Annotated in this window: 14 protein-coding genes; 3 read left to right on the forward strand and 11 right to left on the reverse strand. The window is 56.7% G+C overall.

All coding sequences use genetic code 11. The features are described from left to right. Window positions 1–42 precede the first annotated feature (42 nt). Window positions 43–1,650, forward strand: a complete 1,608-nt coding sequence (locus KFE13_RS08450) for a sodium:solute symporter family transporter (RefSeq protein WP_260706726.1) — start codon at window positions 43–45, stop codon at window positions 1,648–1,650. 14 nt (window positions 1,651–1,664) lie between these two features. On the opposite strand, the gene KFE13_RS08455 is transcribed toward KFE13_RS08450, so the two are convergent. The 6 genes from KFE13_RS08455 to KFE13_RS08480 form a co-directional block, all read right to left on the reverse strand. After that, on the reverse strand, window positions 1,665–2,663 hold the full coding sequence (locus KFE13_RS08455) for a LacI family DNA-binding transcriptional regulator (protein WP_260706727.1): 999 nt from the start codon (window positions 2,661–2,663) through the stop codon (window positions 1,665–1,667). A gap of 67 nt (window positions 2,664–2,730) precedes the next feature. Next, complete coding sequence (locus KFE13_RS08460; RefSeq protein WP_260706728.1) at window positions 2,731–3,924, reverse strand: glycoside hydrolase family 88/105 protein; 1,194 nt, start codon at window positions 3,922–3,924, stop codon at window positions 2,731–2,733. Window positions 3,925–3,989: 65 nt separating this feature from the next. Beyond that, a complete protein-coding gene (locus tag KFE13_RS08465) occupies window positions 3,990–5,735 on the reverse strand; it encodes a glycoside hydrolase family 28 protein (protein WP_260706729.1) in 1,746 nt (581 codons plus the stop codon). 84 nt (window positions 5,736–5,819) lie between these two features. Continuing rightward, complete coding sequence (locus KFE13_RS08470) at window positions 5,820–9,386, reverse strand: TonB-dependent receptor (protein ID WP_260706730.1); 3,567 nt, start codon at window positions 9,384–9,386, stop codon at window positions 5,820–5,822. 391 nt (window positions 9,387–9,777) lie between these two features. After that, a complete protein-coding gene (locus KFE13_RS08475) occupies window positions 9,778–11,358 on the reverse strand; it encodes an acido-empty-quinoprotein group A (protein WP_260706731.1) in 1,581 nt (526 codons plus the stop codon). Continuing rightward, window positions 11,355–12,140, reverse strand: a complete 786-nt coding sequence (locus KFE13_RS08480; RefSeq protein ID WP_260706732.1) for a c-type cytochrome — start codon at window positions 12,138–12,140, stop codon at window positions 11,355–11,357. Before KFE13_RS08480 ends, KFE13_RS08475 begins: the two co-directional genes overlap by 4 nt. 98 nt (window positions 12,141–12,238) lie before the next feature. Here KFE13_RS08480 and KFE13_RS08485 point away from each other — a divergent pair, with 98 nt between their 5' ends. After that, entirely contained in the window at window positions 12,239–13,591 is a 1,353-nt protein-coding gene (locus KFE13_RS08485; protein ID WP_260706733.1) for a DUF4380 domain-containing protein, read from the forward strand. A gap of 75 nt (window positions 13,592–13,666) precedes the next feature. Here KFE13_RS08485 and KFE13_RS08490 read toward each other — a convergent pair whose 3' ends face one another. From KFE13_RS08490 to KFE13_RS08510, 5 genes are all read right to left on the reverse strand, one after another. After that, the gene (locus KFE13_RS08490; RefSeq protein ID WP_260706734.1) at window positions 13,667–15,187 is read right to left on the reverse strand and encodes a Do family serine endopeptidase; all 1,521 of its coding nucleotides are present in this window, start codon (window positions 15,185–15,187) and stop codon (window positions 13,667–13,669) included. 36 nt (window positions 15,188–15,223) lie between these two features. After that, on the reverse strand, window positions 15,224–16,537 hold the full coding sequence (locus KFE13_RS08495; RefSeq protein WP_260706735.1) for a M56 family metallopeptidase: 1,314 nt from the start codon (window positions 16,535–16,537) through the stop codon (window positions 15,224–15,226). A gap of 3 nt (window positions 16,538–16,540) precedes the next feature. Further along, entirely contained in the window at window positions 16,541–16,954 is a 414-nt protein-coding gene (locus tag KFE13_RS08500; protein ID WP_260706736.1) for a BlaI/MecI/CopY family transcriptional regulator, read from the reverse strand. Window positions 16,955–17,041: 87 nt separating this feature from the next. Beyond that, complete coding sequence (locus KFE13_RS08505; protein ID WP_260706737.1) at window positions 17,042–19,480, reverse strand: TIM-barrel domain-containing protein; 2,439 nt, start codon at window positions 19,478–19,480, stop codon at window positions 17,042–17,044. 125 nt (window positions 19,481–19,605) lie between these two features. Continuing rightward, a complete protein-coding gene (locus KFE13_RS08510) occupies window positions 19,606–21,807 on the reverse strand; it encodes a winged helix-turn-helix domain-containing protein (protein WP_260706738.1) in 2,202 nt (733 codons plus the stop codon). Between the two features lie 222 nt (window positions 21,808–22,029). Here KFE13_RS08510 and KFE13_RS08515 point away from each other — a divergent pair, with 222 nt between their 5' ends. Further along, window positions 22,030–25,398: a TonB-dependent receptor gene (locus tag KFE13_RS08515; RefSeq protein WP_260706739.1), complete on the forward strand. Its 3,369-nt coding sequence runs from the start codon at window positions 22,030–22,032 to the stop codon at window positions 25,396–25,398. Window positions 25,399–25,430: the final 32 nt, after the last annotated feature.

A 25,430-nucleotide genomic window follows, 5' to 3' on the forward strand; every position in this document is an offset into this window, starting at 1 on the left:
TTTTTTGCCTGACACGACTGCGATCATTATGATCGGGAAATCGTGCCTTATCTGGCCTCGCTCTCTGCGGCTTATCTCCATGCCACATTTGGCGTGGTGTGCCTGTACGTTATAGGCATTCTCGCCGCAGGCTACCTCTTTCGACGGCGCTCGGAGACGGCATCACAATTTCTTCATGCGGGGAAGATGCTGCCAGCTGGGGTGACCTCGCTCGCCTTTCTTGCCGCCAACTGCGGAGCTCTGGAGATTATGGGGCTTGCTGCAGCCAGTGCGAAGTATGGCATGCTGACGCTGCATTTCTATTGGATCGGCGCGATTCCAGCGATCATCTTTCTCGCTCTCTTCATGATGCCGGTCTATGCGCAGAGCGGCGCGGCGACATTGCCGGAGTTTCTGCGTCTTCGCTACAACGACACACTGCAGATGATCGTGTCCGTGTCGTTGATTGTGATGATGGGGTTCGTCTCGGGCATTAGTCTCTATGCGATTGCATCGCTGCTGCAGGTGTTTCTGGGCTGGAATTTCTTCGCGACGATTCTTTTCACACTGGCAATCACAAGTTGCTATGTCTCGCTTGGCGGCTTGAAGGGAACGATCTATAGCGAGGTTATCCAGCTGGCAATCACTGTGGCGGGTCTGGTTCCTTTGACGTATCTCATTCTGCGGCGCTTTCATGGGCTTCATGGACTCGTCGCCAGTGTGCCGGATCCGATGCGCCATACGTGGGCATCGCTTCCCGCCATTAATCCTAAGACTGCGCCCATGGATGTTCTGGGAGTGATCGCGGGACTGGGCTTTGTACTTAGCTTTGGATATTGGTGTACGGATTTTCTGCTGATTCAGCGAGCACTTGCTGCGCGCGACATGCGCGGCTCAGTCAATACGCCTTTGATCGCGGGGTTTGCGAAACTGGTATTCCCACTGCTGGTTGTTGTTCCGGGGCTCGCGGCCTTCTCCGTGCTGTCTTCAGACGTACGATTTGATGAGACGATGCCCAGAGTGATGACCCACTTTTATGGCCCGGCCATGCTGGGCCTGGGAGTCTCCGCAATTCTGGCCAGCCTGATGTCGGCACTGGCGGGAAACATCATGGGCATTGCCACCATCTGGACGCATGACGTTTACAAGCCCAGGATCGCTGCAGCGAAGAGTGAATCGCAGTATCTGCGCATGGGGAGATTATCCATCGCTGCGGCAACTGTCTTCAGCATCGCGTCGGCGTATCTTGCGCTTCGCTATAGCACGATGATGGATTATCTGATGCTAATCTTTTCACTCTTCAATGCTCCATTGTTTGCGACGATGCTGCTTGGTGTATTCACTCGATGGACGACACCTGTTGCGGCGATTGCAGGGCTGGTATCTGGAATGCTGGCCGCCCTGGCCATGAATCTTGCAGTGCATTTTGGGCTGCTGCACTATGGGTCACAGATGAACGCTAATTTTTATGGAGCCATCGTTGCGTTCTTCGTCTGCCTGATCGCATCGTCCCTCATGAGCCTGTTCACGCAAGCAAAGCCGGCTGCGGAGATCGAACACGTCACCTTTAACTCGCGCATGTTGCGATCCACTCAGGCGTTACGCGTGTCGTGGCTGCTGGCGACGCTTTTGCTGGCGACCTGCATACTGATCAACATTAGTTTTTGGTGATTACTGATCGAGCTTCAATCAGCACGAGCCATCGCAGTCGATTTGCGAATGACAAGACTTCCGGCAACTTCATATTGCGTACCCAACGACTGCGCATCGCTCTGCAGGCCTTCCAGTGCTTTAAACAACTGACGTGCGAGTTGTTGCCGTGGCAGCTTGACCGTTGTCAAAGGCGGTTGAAAGAGATCCGCCAGCTCGATATCGTCAAAGCCGACCACAGAGACATCGGACGGCACGGACAATCCTCTTGCATGCAGCGCACGAAGCGCACCGATCGCGGTAAGATCGTTAGCTGCGATAATAGCTGTCGGATATGGACGGAGGTTTAATAGCTCCACCATGGCCCGCTCCCCACCGGAGATGCGATAGTCGCCTGCCCTCATCAACTCCGTATCCACTTTGAGGCTGTTCTTTTTCATCGCTTTGATGAAGCCGTCACGATGATGATCGGAGATGGTTGGGCCAATGGAGCCTCCGATATATCCGATGCGGGTGTGCCTGAGAGACTTAAGATGCTTAACCGCTTCGAGGATGCCACTGTAGTAGTCGATCTGTACATCACTCAAGCCAGGGCCAACGATACGGCGGTCCATCGTGACAAGAGGGACACGATTGTGAACCAGAGCTTCGATCGGCTCCGTCTCAATCTCAGAGGCGAGAAGTGCTACCCCGTCAACTTTCCGGATGAGCATGCGGCGGATGGATTGCTGTGCGCGCGAGGCATGAAAGTCCGTCGTCGCCATGAACATGTCGAGATTCCTCTCGACCATAATCTGTTCGAAGCTTCGGATTAGCTCTGGGAAGAATGGGTTCGTGATGTCTGGAATGATGAGCCCGTAGGAATTTGACCTTCCGTGCTTTAAGGTCGTCGCGCTGCTATTGGGATAGAACTTGGCCTCTGCGATCACCTTCCGAACGCGTTCTGCTGTGGAGGGTTTGACATTGTTGAGACCATTGATAACGCGTGACACGGTGGCGCTTGAAACTCCTGCTAGCTTCGCGATGTCACGCATGTCCACTGGCTACATTTCCCCCTCTGGTTCGACGCAGTGCACCTTCAGTTTAGTGCCCTTTCGTTATTTAGCGAGAAGGCCAGCTTGAAAGACGCAGCTGCTCATTCATGATGAGGAACGCACCCAGCCCGTGGAAGTCGTCGGTGTTGCGTGGGCGGTTGAGGTAGAACGCCAGATCGCCCACGTTGGTGCCGCCACAAATGTTCGCGATGTGCATCTGGCCGTCGGCATCTTTAGAGACCTGGGTGAGGACGCCACGATACCCTTTGCAGGCAACTTCGAGAAACTTCTTCGGAATGTATTTGCGCTGCACCGCCATATAGATCGTGTAGGTGTACATGGACGAACTGGAAGTTTCGAGCCAGTTTCCGGGTGTGCTTGCTTTATCCACGACCTGATACCAGAGGCCCGTTGCGGAATCCTGGTACTTTGCATAGGCATTTGTAAGCTGAATGACCTGATCGATCAGTTCTTTACGCTGCGGATGGTTGTGCGGCAGGATCTCCAGAACTTCGATCAACGCCATGCCAAACCAGCCGATCGCCCTGCACCAGAAGATCGAAGAGTGATGTGTAACTGGATCGGCCCAGGGCTGTGCACCGGACTCATCGTAAGCATGAAACATCAGCCCAGTCTGCGGATCATTCAAATGCTTTTTGTAGATCAGCAGCTGCTTCACCGCTTCGTCGTTGGCATACTTCGCATCATTGAAGGTTTTGCCATAACGAACAAGGAACGGCATCGACATAAACATGCCGTCGAGCCATAGCTGATGCTGCCTGGAGAGCGCGTGCCAGAAGGCACCATCTTCAGTACGCGGGTAAGTGTCGAAACGATGCCGGATGCTGTCGGCTGCCTTGCGATATTTCTCCTGCTTCGTCTCGGCATAGAGCACCAGCAGAAGATTGCCGGGGAGCATGTAGTCCAGCGCCGAAATCGTGCGATCAATGACGCCGTCTTCGGAGACATGCTTATCGACCCACCCCTGAATGTAGTCGAGATATTTCTTGTCTCCCGTCCGCTTGTAGACCAGAAACTGCCCATAGAGATAGAGCGAGATCGCATAGCCCCAGCCTCCGAGCTTTGTCGGATCAGGCGTGCGCTGCATCTGGGAATCGCAGAGATCTTTCGACCAGTCGGTCTCGGTGGCAGCGACCTTATCTTTAGCGCCGAAGAACATTTCGGCAAAAGCCGAACGCATCTGGCCGTGAGCCAGGAACGGCATCGGTATCAACATCTTTGCAGCTTGTCGTCTATTCATCTTTTTATTGACTCAATCAACCAAACTTTATCGCGGGGATTCAGGCCGATCATAACATCGGCTATTCAGATACGAAGACGAACCACTTTCTCCGCTGCTCCATTGGCGAAGGCCACGGGCTTCTGCGCCTTCGATAGATCTCCACCATCGACGATGATGTTCTCATTTTCGCTTCCTTCGACCTGCAGGAAGACTGCAGCCGGCGTAAGCAGCCGTGGGGAGTTCATCAAAATATCTTTGCTATCAATGAATCGTGCCGCCGATTCCGCAGATGTGTTGCCCTGAACATTGATGCCGTAGATTGTGGCATCAACAACGTGATCAAAGATGACCGCAGGACGAAGATCAGGAGATGCAACCTGAAGACGGATATTCTGCACTGTGAGCCCATGAACACCGCGTGCGTAGAGTCCATACGCGGGCATCGGCCCCATCATGAAATACTCGCCTGCTATCTCAGGGAGGTCCCTGCGCGCTGCATCTTCTGCAGTACCGCCTCCACCAAAGGTGAGGTGAATGTTGCTAAGCGAGATGTTTTCCATCGTTGCTCCGCCGACACAGTTCAACGTGATGCACGAGTGCTTCTCTCCCGGATTCGCATTGCTTGTAATTTTCGCGTCGGGAAGTTGAGGCGGATTCGTCGTCACCGTTCCGTGGATATTACTAAACGAAATATTGCGGAGCACCGCTGGCGTTGTTGTTCCTCGCGGAGCTCCCGTCGATGCGTCATATTCGTTCGACGGAGTGACTGGTGCGCCTGGAGTAGCTGCACGTGCGGCTCTCGGTCCGACACTGACATGAATCGGGCCGGTTACATCGCTCAGCACAAGATTCGAGAAGGAGATGTTCTCATACCGCGAACCCGGATTGCCCTGGAACTTGATAGGGCACCCGTACACCTGATAGATGACGCAGTTTGAGATAGCAATGTTCTCAGCGAATCCTCCGCCGAAACGAAAGACCGACCAGCGCGTGCTGAAGACAGAGTTCGTTACCGTGACGTACTTGCAACTCCCGAAGAGTGCACATGCGTCGTCCTGCGAGAGGACGATGCAGTTATTGACGGTAACGTATTGCGCGCTGATGAAGTGGAAACCATCGTTATTGCTGTTAACGCGGTTGTGAATGTAGATCGTGTCCATGTGAACACGCTTGCTTTGGATGACCCGAATGCTGTGGTACGCGCAATCGATGAGGTCGATGTTGCGCACAATCAGGTTTTCGCACTGATGCGCGAGGATATGATACGGACGCTTAAGCCCTCCGAGGCCACTTGGAGGCGGGGTCCCGCGAACGGGAGAATGAAACTGGAAGCCTTGACCATCAATTGTTCCGGGGCCTTCAATCGTGACGTTCTTCGCATTAACGGCATAGAGAAGCGCCCAGTTCCCATCATTCAACGTCGAATCGCCGCTAAGCGGGATGGCATCGACAGCGTGGTACTGTTTGCCATCTGACGTGCCGAGAAGTTTTGCCGACGATGCGATGTGAAGCGTGACGTTGCTCTTCAGCTCCACTGTTCCTGTCTGAAATATTCCGCCAGTGAGGAGAACCGTGCCGCCGCCATCGGCAGTACATGCGTCAACGGCGGCCTGGATCGCCGCGGTATCCATGGCCTTACCATCGCCCTTGGCCCCGTAGCTGCGGACATTGTAGACACGCGATCCCAGATCGAGCTTGTCAGACTTGCCTGCAGGCTCTGCTGCGAGAGGTGTCGCTTTCATCATGGCGAACGATGTGGCCGCTAATGCGGGAAGGGAGACGGTGTTGAGCCACTCGCGGCGCGTCATACTGCTTGACTTGTTTTCCAAAGACATTTTCCACCGTTTTGAAATTGTTGGTGAAATAGATGTAGCCTGCAGAACACAAACCTGCAGGCTACATCTAGCTTCAAGCTAAAAGGTAAACCGGCCGGAGAGCTGCAGTGTACGCGGCCCTCTATCTGCGGTCAGGTTTCCGAACGTTGGAGAAAGCTGTGGACTACCGACAACACTGGTTGCATCAAAACGTGCCGTGGTATCCACGTTGGTGAAGGATGCATGATTGAAGACGTTATATGCCTCCACACGAAGCTGCAACGTCATCGCCTCATGAATCGAGAAGTTCTTGTTGACGGCCATGTCGAAGTTATTTGTGCCGGGACCACGGAACATCGTCGAGCGTGTGATTCCTGGCGTGCTCTCCGTAGGAATCTGCCGCGGCGTTGGCATCACGAATGCTTCTGATTTGAAGTAGCGAAGAACAGTACGATCGCCTTTGCCCAGAATTGGATCGGTGTTTACGATCGGATGCGCTCCATCGCCGCCCCCGGTCAGGTTGACACCACCAGTGTTGAGAGTGACCGTCTGCGGCGCACCACTGATGAATTCGGTAATGCCGGAGTACTGCCAGTTATCCAAGAGAAGTCGGGTAGCGAAGTTAGAGAAATGTGTGCTTCCTTTAGGAAGATCCCAGCTCCAATGGGCCACAAAGTTGTTGGTGCGGTCATAACTGGCAAGTCCCCAGTTCCACCAGCGGTGCGGTTGATAGTAGCCAACAGCGCCGTTGACAGCATCCGCGTCTGTCATCACCTTCGACCAGGTGTAAACCACGCCAAACTGCAACCCATGTGCGAAACGCCGCGTGAGCTGTGTCTGGAGCGAGTGATAGGCGGATGTTCCCGCATACGAGCGCAGATTGACATTAGAGAATCCAGCAATCGGACGGAAAAAATTATCACCGAGTGGAACAGGTTGGCACCATAACAACGATGCCGAAGAAGCGTTGGCAGGGCAGTCCGCAGCCTTACGTCCGAGGATTGGAGTGAAGGTCGTTGCCTGGCTCGGATCAACGTTCTTAGGATCGAACTGCGACAGATATGGAACCGTGTTGAAGTCGAGTTGTTCGTTCAGGTGACGCCCAAAGGTACCGACGTAAGCGATGTCGACTACCGTCTGGAAACCAACGGATTGCTGCACGCCAAGCATGGTATTGAATATCGTTTCGATAGGCCGATTGAATTGCAAAATACGTGTTGCCTGTGGGCTGATGAGCGTCGTCCCGCTGGAGCATGCCGAGCCGCTGCAGTTGTTGGCGAACTGCCTGGCATCCCCATAGTTTTGAACCGGGTTATAAACAAGCGGCGCGATAAGCGAATAGTCGCCCAGAGTACCGCCACCCTCACGGGTGTTATAGAAGAGCCCGACGCCACCACGGAAGGCCGTCTTGCCATTGCCGCGCGGATCCCACGCAAATCCCAGCCGAGGAGCTACGAGCAGACCATTGCTCTCGCGAAGTGAGGTAGGGTAGTTGGGATTGGTATTGACGACAACACCGTTAGAGTAGTCGCCGGAGTTGGGAACGAACTGGCCGATATAGACGGCTGGCAGGTAGGGATTGGTTGCCGAACCTGGAGGTCCGGCGATTGCCGGGTTGATAATTGCCGACCGGCCCTTCGGACCCATGATGGGTTGATAGAGCTGAGGGACCCTGCTCTGACTGTACTGGCTCTGAATCCAGCCTGCTCCCTGCCCCTTATTGAGAATGCTTGGAATGTCATAGGTAAAGCGCAGGCCATAGTCGATCGTGAGCCTGGGCATCACCTTCCAGCTGTCCTGCAGGTACCACTCCAGCACCTTCCATTGCGGGTTGTAGTTCACCGTGTTCGAGCCTTCGGTATACGAGTTATAAAGCCCGAGAATGCCGTTGGCATATGCATAGCCAGTGTCGTTGGGGTTGGAGTTGTTGGTGTCAAAACTAAAGGACCCATCGAAGGTGCCGCCAATGTGGCGCTGCAGGTAGTTCCCCTTTTGAAAATAGAAGCCGGCTTTGGAAGTGTGATGATTCCACACCTTCGTGATGGAATCCTGAACCTGCCATGAGCGGGTATCGTTCGCCAATGGAAAACGGTTGTCGAACTGGATCTGGGGATTATTCACCACCTGGAAGCCCGCGCTGCCGCCCCATGTCGCCCGGGGAACAAGATTGAGCGGGTTGTATTGCGGGTTGTACTGACCGAGGTTGATTCCAAGCTTGTCACGCTGAAATTTAGCGATATCGCTCGAGTTGGAGAAACGGGAGGTCTCGGTCCAGCTCGCGAATCCGACGTTGAGCTCGTTGATCAGATTTGGGCTAGGGATAAATGTCAGGTTCCAGCTGGCATTCTTGCCCGGCGTGGAGTAGACAAAAGGAACTCCCCATTGCATCGCTCCGGTAACGGAGGCGACATTTGGACCATCCTGTTCGGTTGTTGTCCGCATACCGCGAAAGTACGTGTGCCACTTCGGTGTGATGTTGTAGTCCACACGAAGCACCTGCTGATTCACTGGCGTCTTCACAGACCCCTGCGTAACGTAGTTGTAATTGCCACCGCCATTGACGCCAAGTGGAGTGGGATTGCCGGTGGGAAGAATTGCCAGGAGCTTCTGCGTGTCGGAATCGATACGGCTGGCCGGAATAATCGCGTTGGGAAAGCAACCTGGTCCATTTGCGGCCGTGCAAGCCTTCCCCTGAGCGATCAGTGTGGGATCTTTGATGTAGACCGGCTTGCCACTCTTATCCACGCTGGCAGAGAAGTTTCCCTGCTTCTCGAGTGCCGTCGGCATCATCCAGTAGCTCAGCGTGCCAGGTTTGGTCGTCGGCCAGTACTCCTGCGACCAGAAGAAAAACATCTTGTCTTTGTGCGTATTGAAGAGATGAGGGATATAGACCGGGCCGCCGATGTTATAGCCCACCGTGTTGTAGCGCTGGCGCGGGCGAGGAACGTAGGTTTTGTTCTTATTGAAGTAGTCGTTGGCGTTGTAGGCCTCATTGCGGTTGTAGTAGTAAACCGTGCCATGGAAGTCGCGCGTACCGGACTTCGTCACCATCTCAACGATAGCGCCGGCTGCCTGCCCATACTCTGCCTGGTAATTGTTCAGCAACACCTTTACTTCGCCGACAGAATCGTAGTTTGTTCCAGTGTCGAGTGTCGCACCGCCGCGCGTATTGCCTGTCGTGCCGTCGATGGAGAGAGAGTTGTAGTCGCTGCGGACACCGTTGATATTGCCTGCATTCTGTTGGCCCAGCTGCCCTGTACTCGGGCTCTTCACAACGCCAGGAAGCAGGCGCAGCATGGAGGTAATGTCACGCGATTGCGTCATCAAGGTGGCCAGCTCTTTGGAGTCGACAACGGCGGAGCGTTCGCTCGACTCTGTCTGGATCGGCGTCTGATCCGCCTGCACGTCGACACTCTCGTTCACGGCACCGACCTCGAGCTGAATGTTGCCGGTGGACAGACGATCGGAGGCGTGCAGCACGAGATTGCGCTTCTCATACTTCTTGAAGCTCGGCATCGCGACGGAAACCGTAAAGGTTCCCGGCTGTACCGCAACAAAGACAAATTCGCCGGATGCTTCGGTTTTGTCCGAGCGGACCTCAGAGGTCGCCTGGTTGGTCAGCGTGATGACAGCGCCGGGGATGGCTGCGCCAGATGGGTCGGTCACTCGTCCTGAAATCTGTCCGCTCGAAGTTTGTGCCACGGCGTATGCAGACAACAGAAACCAAATGTATACGTTTGCAATCAGCCTCGTAAATGCTCGCATACCTGCAATTCCTCATCGTAACGAGATGGGGATAAACCTTCTCGTCCGCTTCTTTTTTGGTGGATGGCAGAGAGAACAGGTCAGACCTGTTTCTCATACCGGCGAGAACTTTAGGCTTTTGGAAAAATGTTTGTCAAGAATTTTTTGAAAATATGTTTCGATTAGCGAAACCGCTAACTTAGTTGCGAGATGCTATGACCGCGAGACAAGCCTCCCCGAGAGGCTTAAGGCAGGCACACGATTGCCCGCGTTCTGCCCACGAACGAGGGATTCTGGTTTCGCTTCTCAGCAGTTAGTTCAGGACAAAGGCATACAGCGTGTCGCCCGCCGCGGCAACGATGTACTGCAAGCCGTCGAGCTCATAGGTGATCGGCCCGTTCGTGATAAGATTGCCCAGGCCAGCGTGCCATAGTACCTTGCCCGTCGTGGCGTTGAAGGCCATAAGGTTGGTTGACGTATCGCCCGTAAAGAGCAGGTTGCCGGCCGTAGTAAGAATGCCGGAGCGGCCACCTGGGCTTGGCCATTTGTGATCCCAGCGCACCTTGCCGGTCTTGTAGTCCATGGCGCGCAGCGAGGCACTCATCCATCCGCCGCGGTCGTTGCCTGCCCAGCCCTCGGGACGCTTGTTGTTGTCGTAGATGTAATAGACGCTGTAAGCGTCGTATGCCGGCACATAGAAGAGACCCGTCGCCGGACTGAAACTCGGCGGATACCAGTTCGCCGCGCCTGCCTGATTTGGTGCGACCAATGCGCCATTCGGCTGCGCCATCTTGGCCGGATTCGGGATCGGCGATCCATTCTTGTCGACGCCGAGAGCCCAGTTCTGTTTGGCGAAGGGAGTACTCGTGAGCGCCTTACCATTCGTGCGATCAATGAGGAAATACCAGCCATTGCGGCTAGCCTGTGCGAGCAGCTTGCGCGGCTTGCCGTCCACGACGCCATCGATCAGCACAGGCGTCTGCACCGCATCCCAGTCATGCGTATCATGCGGGTTGGGCTGGAAGTACCAGATAAGTTTGCCGGTATCTGGATTGAGCGCACAGATAGTCGCGGTATAAAGATTTGCGCCTGGACGGGCAAGGCCGTTGATCACAGGCTGCGCATTGCCGGTGCCAAAGTAGTAGAGATTCAGCTCAGGATCATACGTTCCAGCAACCCACGTCATGCCACCACCATGCAGCATGGCTTCATCGTTGGGCCAGGTCTTGGCTTCGGGATCTCCAGGATTGGGATGCGTATACCAGCGCCACTGCAACGCTCCCGTCTCCGTATCATGCGCTTCGATGTAGCCGGGGATATCAAAGTCGTCGCCACTGACGCCCACCATGACGTGGTTCTTGACCACTACAGGCGCAACCGTGCCCGAGTAGAACAAGTCAGGATTGCCGATGGACGAGTGCCATTTCTCCTTGCCCGTATGGATGTCGAGAGCGACGAGGTTGCAGTCTTCCGTCTCGAAGTAGACGGTATCGCCCGATACAGCCGCGCCGCGATTGCCAATCGTATCGCCGCCTTTGCTGACCCAGTCGAACTGCCAGATCTTGCGACCCGTGCGTGCATCCACAGCCCAGACATGGCTCGGCACGGTGAAGTAGAGAACGCCATTAACCTCGATCGGCGTGGCGGAAATGCGCCTGCCGCCACCAGTCGTCACTTCCACGCGATAGCTCCAGGCTTGTGAAAGCTGCTTGACGGTCGTGGTGTTCACCTTCGTCAGCGGGCTGAACCGGCGGCCGGAGTAATCTCCGTTGTAAGTTGGCCAGCTGTCAGTCAGCTTGGCAAGACTCGCCGTATCGGTTGACTGCTTCTGTTGCGCATAGATTGCGCAGGGCGAAAGCGACAGGCAGAGGAGCGACGCGGTCAGCAGCTTCATTTCAACGTATCCAGATAAGTCGTCAGGTTGTGGATGTCGGCATCCGTGTACTTGTCCAGCAGGTCGGCATGCGCCTGGAAAGGATCGACCGTCGTGACTGTCGAACCGGTGACGCGATTGAGCGAGATGTTTTCGCCGGATGCCTCATGCAGTGTCACGGTGAAGTCATCGATGCGAACCAGATCGCCCGAGTAGGTCTTCCCGTTCGGCATCTTCACCGTAACCTGCGTCTTTTTCTTGACGAAAAGTCCGTAGTTGGGAAAAAGAAACTTCTGCTGCAACGCAGCCGGTGTGTAGCGCTTACCTACGCCTGCCAGATCGCCCGTCGCGGAGTGGCATTTGTTGCACCCTCCAGCGCCATTGAAGTAGGCTTCACCCGCCTTTGCATCGCCATCCAGCAGATGGGTTGGTTGCGCGTTGTAGCCGCTGCGCAGCGTCGCATTCACAGATGCGGTCAGGAACTGCGACAAATCAGCCAGCTGCTTGTCGTCAAACTTGTAATTATGGCCGGGCAGTGTCGTCAGCAGAGGAGCAAGCTCCTTCCCATACAGCATCTGACGACGATCATGGAGCACCGCGACAGAGCGAATCAGGTCCGGCCCCTTCTCCGTGCCGCGAACATCTTCGCCATGGCAGCGAGCACATTGATTCGCGTAAATTGTGGCCCCGCGATCGCGCATGGCTGGGTCGACTGAAGAGTGTGGAAACTGGGCGCACACCGGTACCGATACGAGCAGCAAGAGGCAGGTCGCCTGTGCTGATTGCCAAAGAACGCTCTTCACCTCATCCGGCTCCTGATGCATGATGTGCTCAATCAATATAGAGGATAATACGCAAGAATTGGGTAACGCGTATCCACTGTTTAGAAAGAGGCATCGCCATGAAATCCTTCGCTTTGTTGCTGACTTTGATGTTCAGCAACGCCGTATTCTACGCACGAGCCTCACCGGCAACATGCTCGGTTCACGCTGTCAGCTATCAGGGATGGGACGCACAGGAGGTCGACAACCCCTGGCTCAAGCTCACCTTCGTGCCGCAATTAGGCGGAAGACTGATGCAGGTTGAGTTCAATGGACATCCCTATCTCTTCGTAAACCCGAGATATCGAGGCCAATACATCCCTCCCGAGCAAGCAAAGGGAGGCTGGATCAATTACGGTGGCGACAAAATATGGCCTATGCCTGAAGGCGACACCGACGATCACCACTGGGTTCTTGCATCCACCGCGATCGACGATCTTCCTTACGAGTTCAAGCTCATCTCCCAGGGCGAGCGCTGCTCCATTCAACTTACAGGTCAACCTGACACGATTACAGGACTTCAATACATTCGCACCATCAGCATCTCGGCCGATTCACCGCAGATCGACTTTCACGCCGTGATGCGCAACGCTGCAACACACCCCATCGAATGGTCCGTGCAGTCTGTCTCACAGTACGATCTCAGCGACTCTGCGAAGCCTGCGGACTATAACCATCAATTCTGGGCCTACACTCCCGTCAATCCCAATTCGACCTATCCCGATGGCTATCATGTTCGTTCCGGTCTTGCCGACGATCCCTCCTTCTCGGTCGCTGATGGACTCTTCCGTCTGCGCTGGCTTTATTTCGACAACGAGGTGTGGCTTGATTCCAGAGCAGGCTGGCTCGCTGTCGTTGATCAGCAGAGTAAGTACGGCATGATCGAGCGGTTCCATTACGATGCTTCCGGCAACTATCCCGGGAAGGCCACCGTCATCTTTTATAAGAGCGGTCCGTCTGTTCGATTCGATAAAGAGGGCCAGGCCAGCATTCGCGCCACAACGCCTGAGCGTACGCCCTACTATATGGAAGCTGAGATCAATAGCCCGATCGTTAAGCTTGCGCCCAACCAGACCTACGCCATGGATACGACATGGAATCCTCTACACATCGACGCGGCCTTGCAGACAGTAACGGACGCCGGTGTTGCCACACAAAGACTTGCCCTCGCCCACAAGGCCGATTCCACCACACTTACAGGAACATTCGCAGCTTTTTATCCTGGCAACGTTATCGCAGTATTTACTGACAGACGAGGGAAAGAGGTCGGGCATCACACTCTCCGTCAGGTAAAGCCCGATGAGAGCATCACACTCAATGAGCCGATTACTGTACCGGCAAAAGCTGAACATGTTGCACTGCGGCTATTCAGCGCCAAAGGTGCCGATCTCGGACTACTTGACCAGGCTGATATCGGCGCTCAGGCTCCATGAGAAGCCTTCCTTCTTGAGAACAAAAACCTTGTTCAACAGGCTGCCAGAATATTCTCTGGCAGCCTGCATCTCTTGTTACCCATTCTGGTCATCAGGGTGAATTGTGCGATAGCTCGCATTCCCCTTCGACCACACCAGAAGCAGGATGTCCTTGCCATTCGGGCTCTGATGCACTGCATTGACAAACTGCTCTGCCGACGCAGTCGCATGACGATTGACCTCAAGGATCACATCGCCAGGCTGCAATCCAGCTTCCTCTGCCGGGCTTGCCGGGCGAACGTTCTGCACAACAGCGCCCTTGACTGAGTCCGGCGCCTGAAGCTGCTGCCTTGCATCTGCGGTCAGATCGCTTACAGCCAGTCCCAACTTGCCGCGCTGCTGCCCGTCTGGAGCGTCGTTGCTGGCAACCTGCTTGTTGCCGCTGAACTGTCCGACGGTTATATCCAACGTTACCGGCTTGCCATCGCGAAGCACACCCAGCGCAATCTTCGTCCCAGGAGTCATCTCGCTGACAGCAACCTGGAGCGCACTGCCATTGACGATCTTCTCTCCATTCAGCTTCGCGATCACGTCGCCCTGCTTCAGACCACCCTTACTTGCGGGCGAGTCCGGCGACACCTGCGCCACAACCGCACCGGAAGCATCTGTCAGGTTGAAGAAGTGCGCATTCTCCGGCGTGACATCGTTCATGCTGATGCCCAGATAGCCATGCTCCACCTTGCCGTTCTTCATCAGCTGCTCAGCCGAAGCACGCACAATCTGCGATGGAATCGCAAACCCGGCGCCTGCAAACGATCCGCTGTTCGAGATGATGAACGTGTTGATACCGACTAGCTCCCCATGCGAGTTCACCAGCGCACCGCCTGAGTTGCCGGGATTGATCGCCGCATCCGTCTGAATGAATGCACCCGGCTTCCGTGCATCGTCCGAGTAAGGATTAGGCCGGTTCACGGCACTGACGATGCCGCGCGTGACCGAGAACTGGAAGTAGCCAAAGGGGCTGCCGAAGGCCAGCACCGTCTGTCCCGGATGCAGCTTCGTCGAATCGCCCCATGCAATGCTGGGCAGCTCCTTTGCATCGACCTTCACCACGGCAAGATCGTTCAGCTTATCGACGCCGACCAGCTTCGCATTCAACACGCGACGATCATGCATCGTCACCTTGATCTGCGTGGCTCCATCAACGACGTGGCCGTTGGTCACGATATATCCGTCGGGCGAAATAATCACGCCGCTGCCGATTCCATGCTCAATCTGCGGCTGCTGCGGTCCGCCTTGGCCGAAGAACTGCCTGAATCCCGGAGGCAAACCCTGCAGTTGATCGTCCGAGATCTCAGCCTCGTTGTTCTTTGCGGTTACGGAGATGTTCACCACCGCGGGTGTGACGCGCGAGGCGACCTGTTCCATTGCGTTGTCGAGCGCCGTCAATGCCGATACGCTTTGATCGTCGATCAGTGACGCAGCGGTAGAGCTTGCAGCGTTGACGCCACCGTGTCCTACAAACAGAGCGGCACCAAGGACAAAGGCTCCGGCTATTGCGGCGGGAGCAGCGAAGCGCTTTCCTTTTACTACTAATTGATTAGTTACTTCAGACATAACCACCCTCCTTATGGGTGTTTTCCCTGCAAATCGTTAGAGTTGAATGACTAACCAGCCGTCCCCAGCCGGGACGACCGCCACAAAAGATCTCGTCAAAATCGGGCGTTGCTGCGGAAGGTCTTCATTCCAATCGGTCAGCATGACGAACGATGCGGTTGGGCGATGCGTCGCTGCATGCTTCGCTGCGGCATTCTGCCTGCGAGGCGGACGAGCTGCAAGCTGCGCCTCACGGCGCCCCTGCTCCGGCACGATGGCCTTAACCAACACTTGTCTGGCGTCTTTTGCCAATGGCTTGGCGCCTTCTGCATATAGATTCGGTGAAGCGGTAGCAGAGTCTGTGGTCGAGGCGACCTGCGCCTGCTGCGAAACGCTCGGGGCGAAACTGATCAGCCTCGGACTATCGGCAAGGGTCACCGTTCCCGCAATCATTCCCGCGATTAAAACCCCTGTTGCCGCTCGTGACTGCCATTGCCCGAGCTGGGGTTCGGGACGGCTCAAAATTCTGTGGACTCTCTGCGCCAGCTCCGAGCGTCGCGCCCATGCCCCAAGCGCGAGCGATACTCTTCTGCGCACCAGCGAGTGCTCGGCGAGATTTGTCAGGCAGACGGCATAGTCCTTGCGGGCCTTCGTCGCCTGCAGCACGCAGTCGTCACATGCCAACTCGCGCTCGACGCACATACGGCGTTCTGCCCAGCTCATGGCCGGGTTGAGCGGGAACAGCATCAGACTTACCTTCTGTAGCAGGTTCATCCAATCGTCCCTGCGGCGCAGGTGTTCCATCTCGTGCAGAACGATCTGTTCCAGATCACGTTGCGAGAGCTGCTCGATCAAACCCGTGGGCAACAAGATGCGTGGCGAGGCAAAACCGGCGACGCTCGGGCTGTCTACATCCTCGGACGCACAAAGTTCAATTGCTTTGCCGTTCCGCATCAGGAGCGAACGATCCAGCACCAGATCCATCGGCACGGCACGTCTTGCGATCTCTCGAAGCCGCATCGCACTTGTAAACAGTTGCACGGCGCGAACGATCGAAAGGACTGCCCAGATACCAGCGAGCAGTAACGCCCAACGAGCATCGACATGCAACAGGTTGCTATTGTCAGGCAACACGCTCGAACTGCTATGAAGTGCAGGCAAAAAATGAAGCGGGATCATCACCAGCAGAGCAGCGGCCCAAATCATGAAGCGTGCCGCGGCGGTCATCCCTGGAAACAAGCGAAGGCACAGACTAACGCCGGCCATCAGCAGCATGCCGCCAACGATGGCGTTGATCAGCGCGCCGGAGGCTGAGATCGCAAGCGGCATCGTGGCATGAGCGATTGGAGCTATCAGGGTAATCGGATCCATCGACTACTGCTCCTCCCCTTCGTTCTCCTGCGCATCCTCATCGGGAACATTCGCAATGGCTTCTTTAAGACGCTGCAGCTCCTCAGGGGTGACCTCATCGTCTCCGAGGAGAGACAGAAGCAGGCGTTCCCGCGAGTTGCCGAAGAAACGGTTCAGTACGTGGCGTACCTCGGAGATTCCGGCCTCGCGCTCGGCGACGCATGGGCTGTAGAGAAACGCGCGGCCCTCCTGACGATGGCGAACGTAGCCCTTCTTCTCCAGAATTCGGATCGTCGTTAGTACCGAGGTATACGCTAACGGCGTGGTATCTGACAGAGCCGCAACGACTTCGGCCACGCCGGATTCTCCCCGCTCCCATAGAACCTTCATCAGCCTGAGCTCGGCTTCGGTTAGCGTGATGGACCGTTTCGGAGGCATGAGCAACCCTGTACCTCAGGTTGGACGCACGAACTAATCATTTAGTTAGCGGCCCTTTTTGCTCTATGCAGCAACCTCGAATCGAAGTTATGGGAAGGTGATGCGGGTCGGCTTCGCACTTCTGGCAAAGGTGACTCCGGGCAGATGATTGTTCTCGGAGACTGGAAAATCCTTGCCATCGATGGTTGCCTTCGCAGGAGTGTGCGCAGAGCCCGCCAGCTCGACGCGAATGCTCTCCCACTGCAGCCTATAGCTGCCTTCGGGCGCACTTAGCGTGACGGTCACGGCACCGTCGGCTGCGACCTCGCAGGATGCCTTGATGCGGAAGTAGTCGCCTCGCCTGTAGTTGAGTGAGTGGCCGTCGTCGGCATAGAGCGAGCCTTCACAGGGTTGATTCTGGGCAGGAACGTAGACGCGCAGGGTAAGAGGGCCTTTCGGCGTCTCGTCGGTACTTTGAACAAGGCTCTGCAATGGCAGTATGGCTCCGCCGCGCACGTAGACGGGAACTGTGGCCAGTTCGGGCTTGAGGAGAATCTGCTGGTTCTGCAGCAGAGTGTCGCGTACCTCGGCATCACGAGCCTGCGCTTTGCCCGCTGTACCGGCCTGCGTGCCGGTCCAGTAGTCATACCAGCGACCGGGAGGCAGATGAAGCTCATAGGGCGCGACCTCCTCCGGCGATGGATTCGGTGCGATCAGCAGATTGGGCCCCAGCAGGAACTCCGCTCCACCTGTGGCCAGGTCCATCGGAGTGCCATCGTTCGCTGCGTGAGGGAACTCCATGAAGAGCGGACGCATCATGGGCATGCCATCGCGTGAGGTTTCTTCGGCGACGGTGTAGATGTAGGGCAAGAGACGATAGCGCTCTTCGATGTAGCGGCGACGCATGGCCTCGTGTTCGGGACCATCGACCCACGGCTCGTGCATGCGCGTTCCCTTGGCCGAGTGATCGCGATCGATCGGCTGGAATGCAGCGACTTCAAGCCATTTTGTTAATAGGTCAGCCGGAGGAGAGCCGGCAAAGCCGCCTACATCGGCACCGGCAAAGCTGAAGCCGCTGAGGCCAAGATTCACCAGCTGCGGAATCGTCATGCGCAGATGGTTCCAGGTGGAGCTGTTGTCGCCGGTCCAGGTTACGGCATAGCGTTGGCCACCGGCGTAGCTGGCGCGTGTCATCACGTAAGGCCGCTCGTTGGGGCGCAGAGTCAGGACGCCGTCGTAGGTGGCGCGACTGTTCTGCATGCCGAAGATGTTGTGTGCTTCGCGATGGCTCATCGTGCGCGTCGCGAAGCCGGGCTCGTCGATGCGATGCTGTACGTCGAGCGGCATGGTCTTTGAGGGATAGCGAAAGACGGCTGGCTCGTTCATGTCGTCCCAGAAGCCGGAGACGCCATCGTGTACGAAGTCCTTATAGAGCGTGCCGAACCACTGGCGTGTCTGCTGGCGCGTGAAATCGGGAAAAACGGAGGGACCGGGCCAGACAGGGCCGATGTATGGAGTTCCGTCAGGATTCTTCACGAAGTGGTCGCCTGCGGTGCCGGTATCGAATGGTGCGTAATCGGCGTTTGGCTTGTGCGCGATGTGCAGATCGGCGATGACGATCAGGTGGAAGTGATCGCGCGCAAGCTGCGAGACCATCTCCGGAAAATTTGGGAAACGCCGGGGATCGACGGTGAAGGGCATGTTGTCCTTCTGGAAGTCGATGTCGAGCCACAGGGCGTCGGCTGGAATTTTGTCTTTGCGCAGCCGCGAGGCAACGTCCATCAGCTGCGACTCTGGGGAATAGGAATAGCGCGACTGCTGAAAGCCGAAGGACCACAGCGGAGGGAGAGGTGCGGGGCCGGTGAGCCAGGCGTAAGCGGCCATCACGCTGCGAGGCTCCGGGCCATAGAGGAAGTAGTAGTCGATGGGGCCGTCCTGCGAGCCGAAGCTGTACTCAGCGTCGTTTTCGCGGCCGAAGTCGAACCACGTTCTCCATGTGTTGTCGAAGAGCACGCCGAAGTAGCGTCCGCCTTCTTCGCCGAGAAAGAAAGGGATGCTCTTATAGATGGGATCGGTAGACTCCTGCCAGCCGAAGCTGTCGGTGTTCCAGAGGGTGAAGGCCTGGCCGGTGCGGTCGAGTGGGCCTGGCTTGTCGCCGAGGCCGAAGAAGTGCTCGTTCTCGCCGCGTTGCTTGTAGACGCGAAAGCTATCTCCACGCCACACGGTGGGTCCGGCATCCTCCTGCAGAATGTGGCCATCGCGGTCGCGGATGATGAGGTGGAGGTTGTCGCCGACCTGTACGGCGAGCTGCTGGGTATGGAAGCCGTTGGTGTCTGCGCTGACCGGAATACGGCTGGTGCGGCTGGCGGGAAGCACGGCCCACGAGGCGTCCTCGGGAGGTGTTGTTCTCCATTCGCGTATGCGCAGCTTGTCTTGCTCGAGAGCTGTGACCTCGAGCGTGACTCCATTTGCAGTGGCGGTAAGGCCATTGGAGGTGACGTGAACCTGCTGCGCGATTGCAGCCTGTGGCGAAAGAAGAGCTGCCAAAAAGCAAATTGAGCAGACATGCCGTATACGCATATCCGGAACCTCACCATCTGCCGAAGCTTCCATGCAATCGGTTTACCTGCCTTTTCGGCTCAACTTTTCTTCAACAGATAAACCATTTCGATTCAATGCATTATCTGCGGATTATGCTTAGCCAGATCGAGCGAAAACAGGTCCGCGGTCGTCAGCCGAGCGCGAACCGCTACGGTCCCGTCGCGAAAAACACCGCAGAGAACGAGGTCGCTGAACTCGGTGGAATGGAGGTTTGCGATTCCTCCCAGATCTTCGGCACGTCCGTCGGCGATGGAGACACGGTAGACCGGCTGCCCTGGCTCCATAAAGGCATCGGCATAGACGGAGCGGCTGTCTGCCGACCAGACGGGATCGGCGGCAGAGCGGGTGGACAGCACACGCCACTGCTTCGTCGCTATGTCGTAGAGCTTGAGTTGCCGCTGATCGAGTGACATCGCGACGATGAAGCGTCCATCCGGCGAGATGCGAGGGCTGAAGAGATCACGCGAGCCGGGCAGCGTCGTGAGCTGATGCGATTTCAGGTCGAGCGCCTGAATCATGCGAGGAGCGGCGTCTTTGCCCAGAAGGTCGGGCGCCTGGCCCAGCACGATGGTTTGTCCGTCGGGCGACCAGGTGGGATCGGCGGTATTGCTATTGGTCTGCAGCAGAGGCTCGAGATCGCTGCCGTCGGCGAGCACCTGATAGATGCTCCACGCACCGGATGCGGCACGAGCCATGAGAGCGAGACGCGAACCATCGGACGACCAGTGTCCAGAGAAGACCTGAAGGTTTGCAGGGGTAAGCTGCAGCAACTCGGATCCGTCGGAGCGCGCGCGCCAGAGACGTCCCTCGGTGTCGACCCAGGCCAGCCATTTGCCATCCCGCGTCTCTTCGAGACGATGCGCTCCGCTGTAGAAGCTCTGCGCCGGGACAAACTCATGCGTTCCGGGATGAAGTAACTGGACCTCGCCCTGCGAAGAGACACCCGTCAGAAATATCTTTTCGCCGGTATGCGCAGGAACCGGTCCCTGGTAATCCAGTGGCCCATCGGTGAGCCTGACCGGCTGCGAGGATCGCGTGCCGAGCAACCACAGGTCCGATGTCATTCCCTGCACTGCCTGGAAGACGAAGCCGCTTCCATCGGGCATCCAGCTTCCGCAGCAGATTTTGCGCGATTGCGTCCAGCTGGTGAGGATGGGGTGGGCTTTGCGATCGTCGGAGGACAACTCCCACAGGGCCAGCGTGTGCGCGAGCGGATCGAAGAGCGTGAAACGAAGAACTTTTCCGTCAGGCGACCAGCGCAGCCAGAAGGCGCGTCCGGGAAGCGAAGCATATTTGACGGGATCGGAGCCGCTGGGCGGGGCGGTATAGAGATCGTTTCCAGCAGCGTAGAGGATGTTCTGGTCGTCCGGCATCCAGGTGGCATCGTGCGCGAGCGCGCGCATGACCCTTTGTGCCGAGCCTCCGGCGGAGGGAACAATAAATAGAGGCTGCTCGGATTGATTGGAGGCGTGACTGCGCACCAGAAGACGTGAGCCATCGTGCGAGATGTCGGCAATGGCGGGACCGGCAATCTCGTCCGGCAGCACGATGGGCTCGCCCTGGCCTCCTGCAATCGTGATGCGCTCAAGGTGCACTCTGCCATCACGAATGACGGAGGCGAAGAGGTGCAGGCCATCGGTCACGGTGACGGGAAAGACTTCGAGCGCGTCACCGCCTGGAAGAATTCTCTGCGCGTGGGTGATCTGGCGCAATGAAGGCACCTGCGGCTCGACGCGTCCTCCTCGGCCGAGGAGGAAACCGGCGAGCATGGCGAGGACGGTAAGACCTGCCACAGGAAGCCAGCGCAGCCAGGACCGGTTGATTTGGGGATGGTTTTGAAGCGGTGGCTCTTCCGCTGGGGAAGCGGCGAAGGGGTCCGGCAGAGCTTCCTCATCCACAAACGAAGTGAAAGGAATCGGGTTGGTGGCGGGGGGATCCAGTACCGTTACCGGAGCGATAAATCTGTATCCCCGGCGGGTCAGGGTCTCGACGAAACGAGGGTTTTCGGCGTTATCTCCCAGGGCCTCGCGAATCTTATTAATAGCTGTGCCCAGGGAGTGGTCAAAATCGACGTTTGTGCCTTTATCCCAGATACGCTCCTGGAGCTCTTCGCGGGTGATGACCTGACCGGGACGCTGAACGAGTTCGGCGAGGACCCGGAAGGGCTGGCCCTGAAGTTTGATCCGGAAGCCGCCGCGCCATAGTTCTCCCGAGGAGAGATCGGCCTCAAATGTTCCGAAGGCAACACGCACGGAATTTGAAACCTGCCGCATACGAACCCGCAACCCAAAATGTACCACTTACGGTAGGCAAAATGCATTCCCAACAGTTAATGTTTGGATGGAAATATAACTAAACAAATGACTTATCTGTTGATTCGACTTTCATCATAAAACGACGCCCGGGAGATGGAATTGCTGCGCCCGTTTCACCGACATTTCACGCTGTCGCGGGTAAGGCATTATGCCCGGCTGACATTTGGAGGCACTAACGCAATGAAACTCAAGTACAGGAGCTTTCGTTCCTACCTATTGATAGCCCTCTCCATACTCCTGTTGGGATCTGCCAATCTCTCGCTACAGGGGCAGACCGACACCGGTCGTGTCACCGGTATTGTGGAGGATGCTACCGAGGCCATCATTCCCGGCGCGACCGTCACAGTTGAAAATACACAGACGTCCGCCAAACAGACTGCGGTGACCGACAGTGCCGGCAACTTCAACTTCTCGGCCCTGCCGCGAGGATTGTATAAGGTCACCGCTACGATGAACGGTTTCCAGACGATGACCCAGAGCTTCGAGCTTCAGGTCTCTCAGACGCAGACCGTGACCTTCAAGCTGAGTGCCGGTGGCTCCGACCAGACGATCGAGGTCACCAGCGCGGCACCGATTGTCGAGCTGGGTTCTTCTGCTGTCGGCGAAGTTGTCGCCGGCCGACAGGTGACCGAGCTTCCGTTGAATGGCCGTAACTTTACGCAGCTTGCATTGCTGACTCCCGGCGTCACCCGCGGTAATTACGGCAACTCGGCTTCAGGCATAAACGGCGATGCCGAGACGTTCCGCAACAGTACCTCCGGGGGCGGCTCACTGTCGACCAATGGACTTCGCCCTCAGGCCAACAACTACATTCTTGACGGTATCGATAACAACGAAGGTCTCGTCAATACACTCAACTTCTTCCCCAACGTGGAGGCGACGGAAGAGTTCCGCGTCAACACGAGCACAGCACCGGCGGAGTTTGGACGCGCAGGCGGTGCGATCGTACAGACCTCGATCAAATCAGGCACCAACTCCTATCACGGATCGGCCTACTGGTTTGCCCGCTCTAACCTCTTCGACGCCAGCCCCAATTATCAGTTCCTTGGCGCAAGTAAGACACCAGCCCTCCCCTTTAAGCGCAACACCTTTGGCGGCACGCTCGGTGGTCCCGTCATTAAAGACAAGCTGTTCCTCTTCGGCGACTACTCCGGCCAGCGCGAGAGTACACCGCTGAATCCCGAGATCGTTACGGTGCCTACGGCACTGATGCGTCAGGGAAACTTCAGCGAGCTGCTTAGTTCGTCGATTACTGGCAATCCAACCCAAGCACCCGCTATCTGCGGTATCACAGGAGTCACGCCTCTTCCCGTCAAGGGAGGAATCTACGATCCCACTACCTGCCAACAGTTTCCTGGAAACATTATTCCGACGAGCCGCTTGAATCAGGCTGGTTTGAACTATCTCAATGCATATCCTCTGCCGAATATTCCTGGCACATTCAACGGTACGCAGAACAATTACCGCACGATTCGCCGCGATATCCGGAAGTCCAATACAATCGACGGAAGGCTGGATTACAACATCGGCGCCAATGATCGTCTGTTCGGACGCTTCAGCTACGACAACAGCAACTTCACGCGCACCTCGCGCTTTCCTGCGCTGCCAGCGGGCTTTGCTTCCGGCACAAACTATGTGCATGGACGCGGGTATGCGCTGGGTGAGACCCATATCTTCGGCTCCAACACGATCAACGAATTCCGCGCCGGTTATAACCGCTACACGTTTGCAAATGTGCCGGTCTTCAGCAATACACCCATCTCGGCCAATCTCGGCATCGTGAATGCCAACCGCACAGCTCAGCTTGGCGGTGGCGCTTTGATCGGCGGCAACGGCAGTCAGCTTGAGTACACAGGCGACTATGGCACGTATGTCGTTCCGGAGAACACGTACCAGCTTAACGATGCGCTATCGTATGCATGGAAGAGGCACGTGTTCAAGTTCGGCGGCAATGCGATTCGCCGTGAGGTGGCCTTCTTCCGTCCGATCTCAGGTAAGGGCTACTTCCAGTTGGGCAATGGCGACTTCACGGGCTATGACGTCTCCGAAGTGCTGGCTGGATTTGCTGACAACTACAGCATTGGCGCGCAGAGCGGACTGTTCGGTACGCGCAACTATGAGATTGGTGTCTTCGGGCAGGATGACTGGAAGGTCAGCCGCCGTCTGACGCTGAACCTCGGCGTGCGCTGGGATGTGATCACGTTCCCGTACGAGATGCACAACCGCCAGGCTGCTCTCAACCCGGCAAGCAGCGGCAGCAATCCGACGGAGTTCATCGCTGGTCAGAACGGCGTTGGACGCTCGATCATCAACAACCGCTTCAACAATTTTGCACCACGCATCGGCTTCTCCTACGACCTCTATGGCCAGGGCAAGACGGTGCTGCGTGGCGGCTACGGTATCTTCTACTTCCTGGATCGTGGCGGCATCGACAACCAGCTGGGACAGCAGGTTCCATTCGGCGGCAGCACGGCGTACTACGCTACCGGCGGATATCGCATTGCCTTTACGGGTCAGAATGCGCAGAACGGGTCGTTGAACAGCACGCAGGCTACGAATCCGCTGCCGCTGCCAACCACGTCACAGCTCACGGGAGCCAACGTCTTCGCAGTGAGCCAGACGGAGAAGCTGCCGACGGTGCAACAGTGGGACATGCAGATTCAGCAGGAGCTGACGCCGAAGCTGGTCGCAACGGTCGGCTACGTGGGCAACATCGCCACGCATCTGGCAACGGGCTACAACTTCAACAGCAAACCGTTCTCCGCTTCGGCGTCCGCGCCGACGGCGTTCCCCACGCTTGGGCAGGTGGTCTATAACCTGAATAATGGCGTGAGCCACTACAACAGTCTGCAGGCGCAGTTGAACTATCGTGCGTCCAAGGGACTTACGATGACGAGCTCGTACACGTGGGCGCACAACATCGACAACACGAACGGCTATCTCGGCTTCTATGCGGTCAGCGATCTGTACTTCTACGATCACCGGCTGAACAAGGGCAACAGCACGCTGGATCAGCGGCACGTCTTCGTTGCAAGCGCGCTGTACAACCTGCCGTTTGGCCGTGGACAGATGTTCGGCAGCAACATGAATCGCGGGCTGGACTATGTCATCGGCGGCTGGCAGCTGAACACCATCGTGCAGGCTCAAACAGGAACACCGTTCAGCGTTACGTTCCCTGCTTATGGCGGAGGCACCAGTCTTCGCGCCGATCTCACCGGTACGCAACCGATCTACCAACGCAGCATCTCGGGCTACTACCTGAATCCGGCAGCCTTCAGCAACATGCGTCCTTCGGGACGGCAGGGTACTTCGGGGCGTAACCAGTTCTTCGGACCTGGAAGCGTGAGCGGCGATGTTTCCCTGTTCAAGACGGTCGGCATTACGGAGCGTCTGAAGACGGAGCTGCGCGCCGAAGTGTTCAACGTAACGAATACACCGCAGTTCACCAACCCTGACGGCAATGTCACGGACGGCAGCTTCGGACGCATTACGTCAGCTCGCCAGGCCTCGGAACGTCAGATGCAGATGGCCATTCGTCTGCTCTTTTAGCAAGGGCGAGGCTTAACCAACTGAGGGGGCGT

The organism is Edaphobacter flagellatus, from assembly GCF_025264665.1.
Lineage (GTDB): Bacteria > Acidobacteriota > Terriglobia > Terriglobales > Acidobacteriaceae > Edaphobacter > Edaphobacter flagellatus.

Excerpts from the sequence above, each read along its gene's own strand:
- KFE13_RS08455 (WP_260706727.1), bottom strand. The coding sequence starts at position 2,663 with ATGCGTGACATCGCGAAGCTAGCAGGAGTTTCAAGCGCCACCGTGTCA.
- KFE13_RS08460 (WP_260706728.1), bottom strand. The coding sequence starts at position 3,924 with ATGAATAGACGACAAGCTGCAAAGATGTTGATACCGATGCCGTTCCTG.
- KFE13_RS08475 (WP_260706731.1), bottom strand. The coding sequence starts at position 11,358 with ATGAAGCTGCTGACCGCGTCGCTCCTCTGCCTGTCGCTTTCGCCCTGC.
- KFE13_RS08485 (WP_260706733.1), top strand. The coding sequence starts at position 12,239 with ATGAAATCCTTCGCTTTGTTGCTGACTTTGATGTTCAGCAACGCCGTA.
- KFE13_RS08490 (WP_260706734.1), bottom strand. The coding sequence starts at position 15,187 with ATGTCTGAAGTAACTAATCAATTAGTAGTAAAAGGAAAGCGCTTCGCT.
- KFE13_RS08495 (WP_260706735.1), bottom strand. The coding sequence starts at position 16,537 with ATGGATCCGATTACCCTGATAGCTCCAATCGCTCATGCCACGATGCCG.
- KFE13_RS08500 (WP_260706736.1), bottom strand. The coding sequence starts at position 16,954 with ATGCCTCCGAAACGGTCCATCACGCTAACCGAAGCCGAGCTCAGGCTG.
- KFE13_RS08510 (WP_260706738.1), bottom strand. The coding sequence starts at position 21,807 with ATGCGGCAGGTTTCAAATTCCGTGCGTGTTGCCTTCGGAACATTTGAG.
- KFE13_RS08515 (WP_260706739.1), top strand. The coding sequence starts at position 22,030 with ATGAAACTCAAGTACAGGAGCTTTCGTTCCTACCTATTGATAGCCCTC.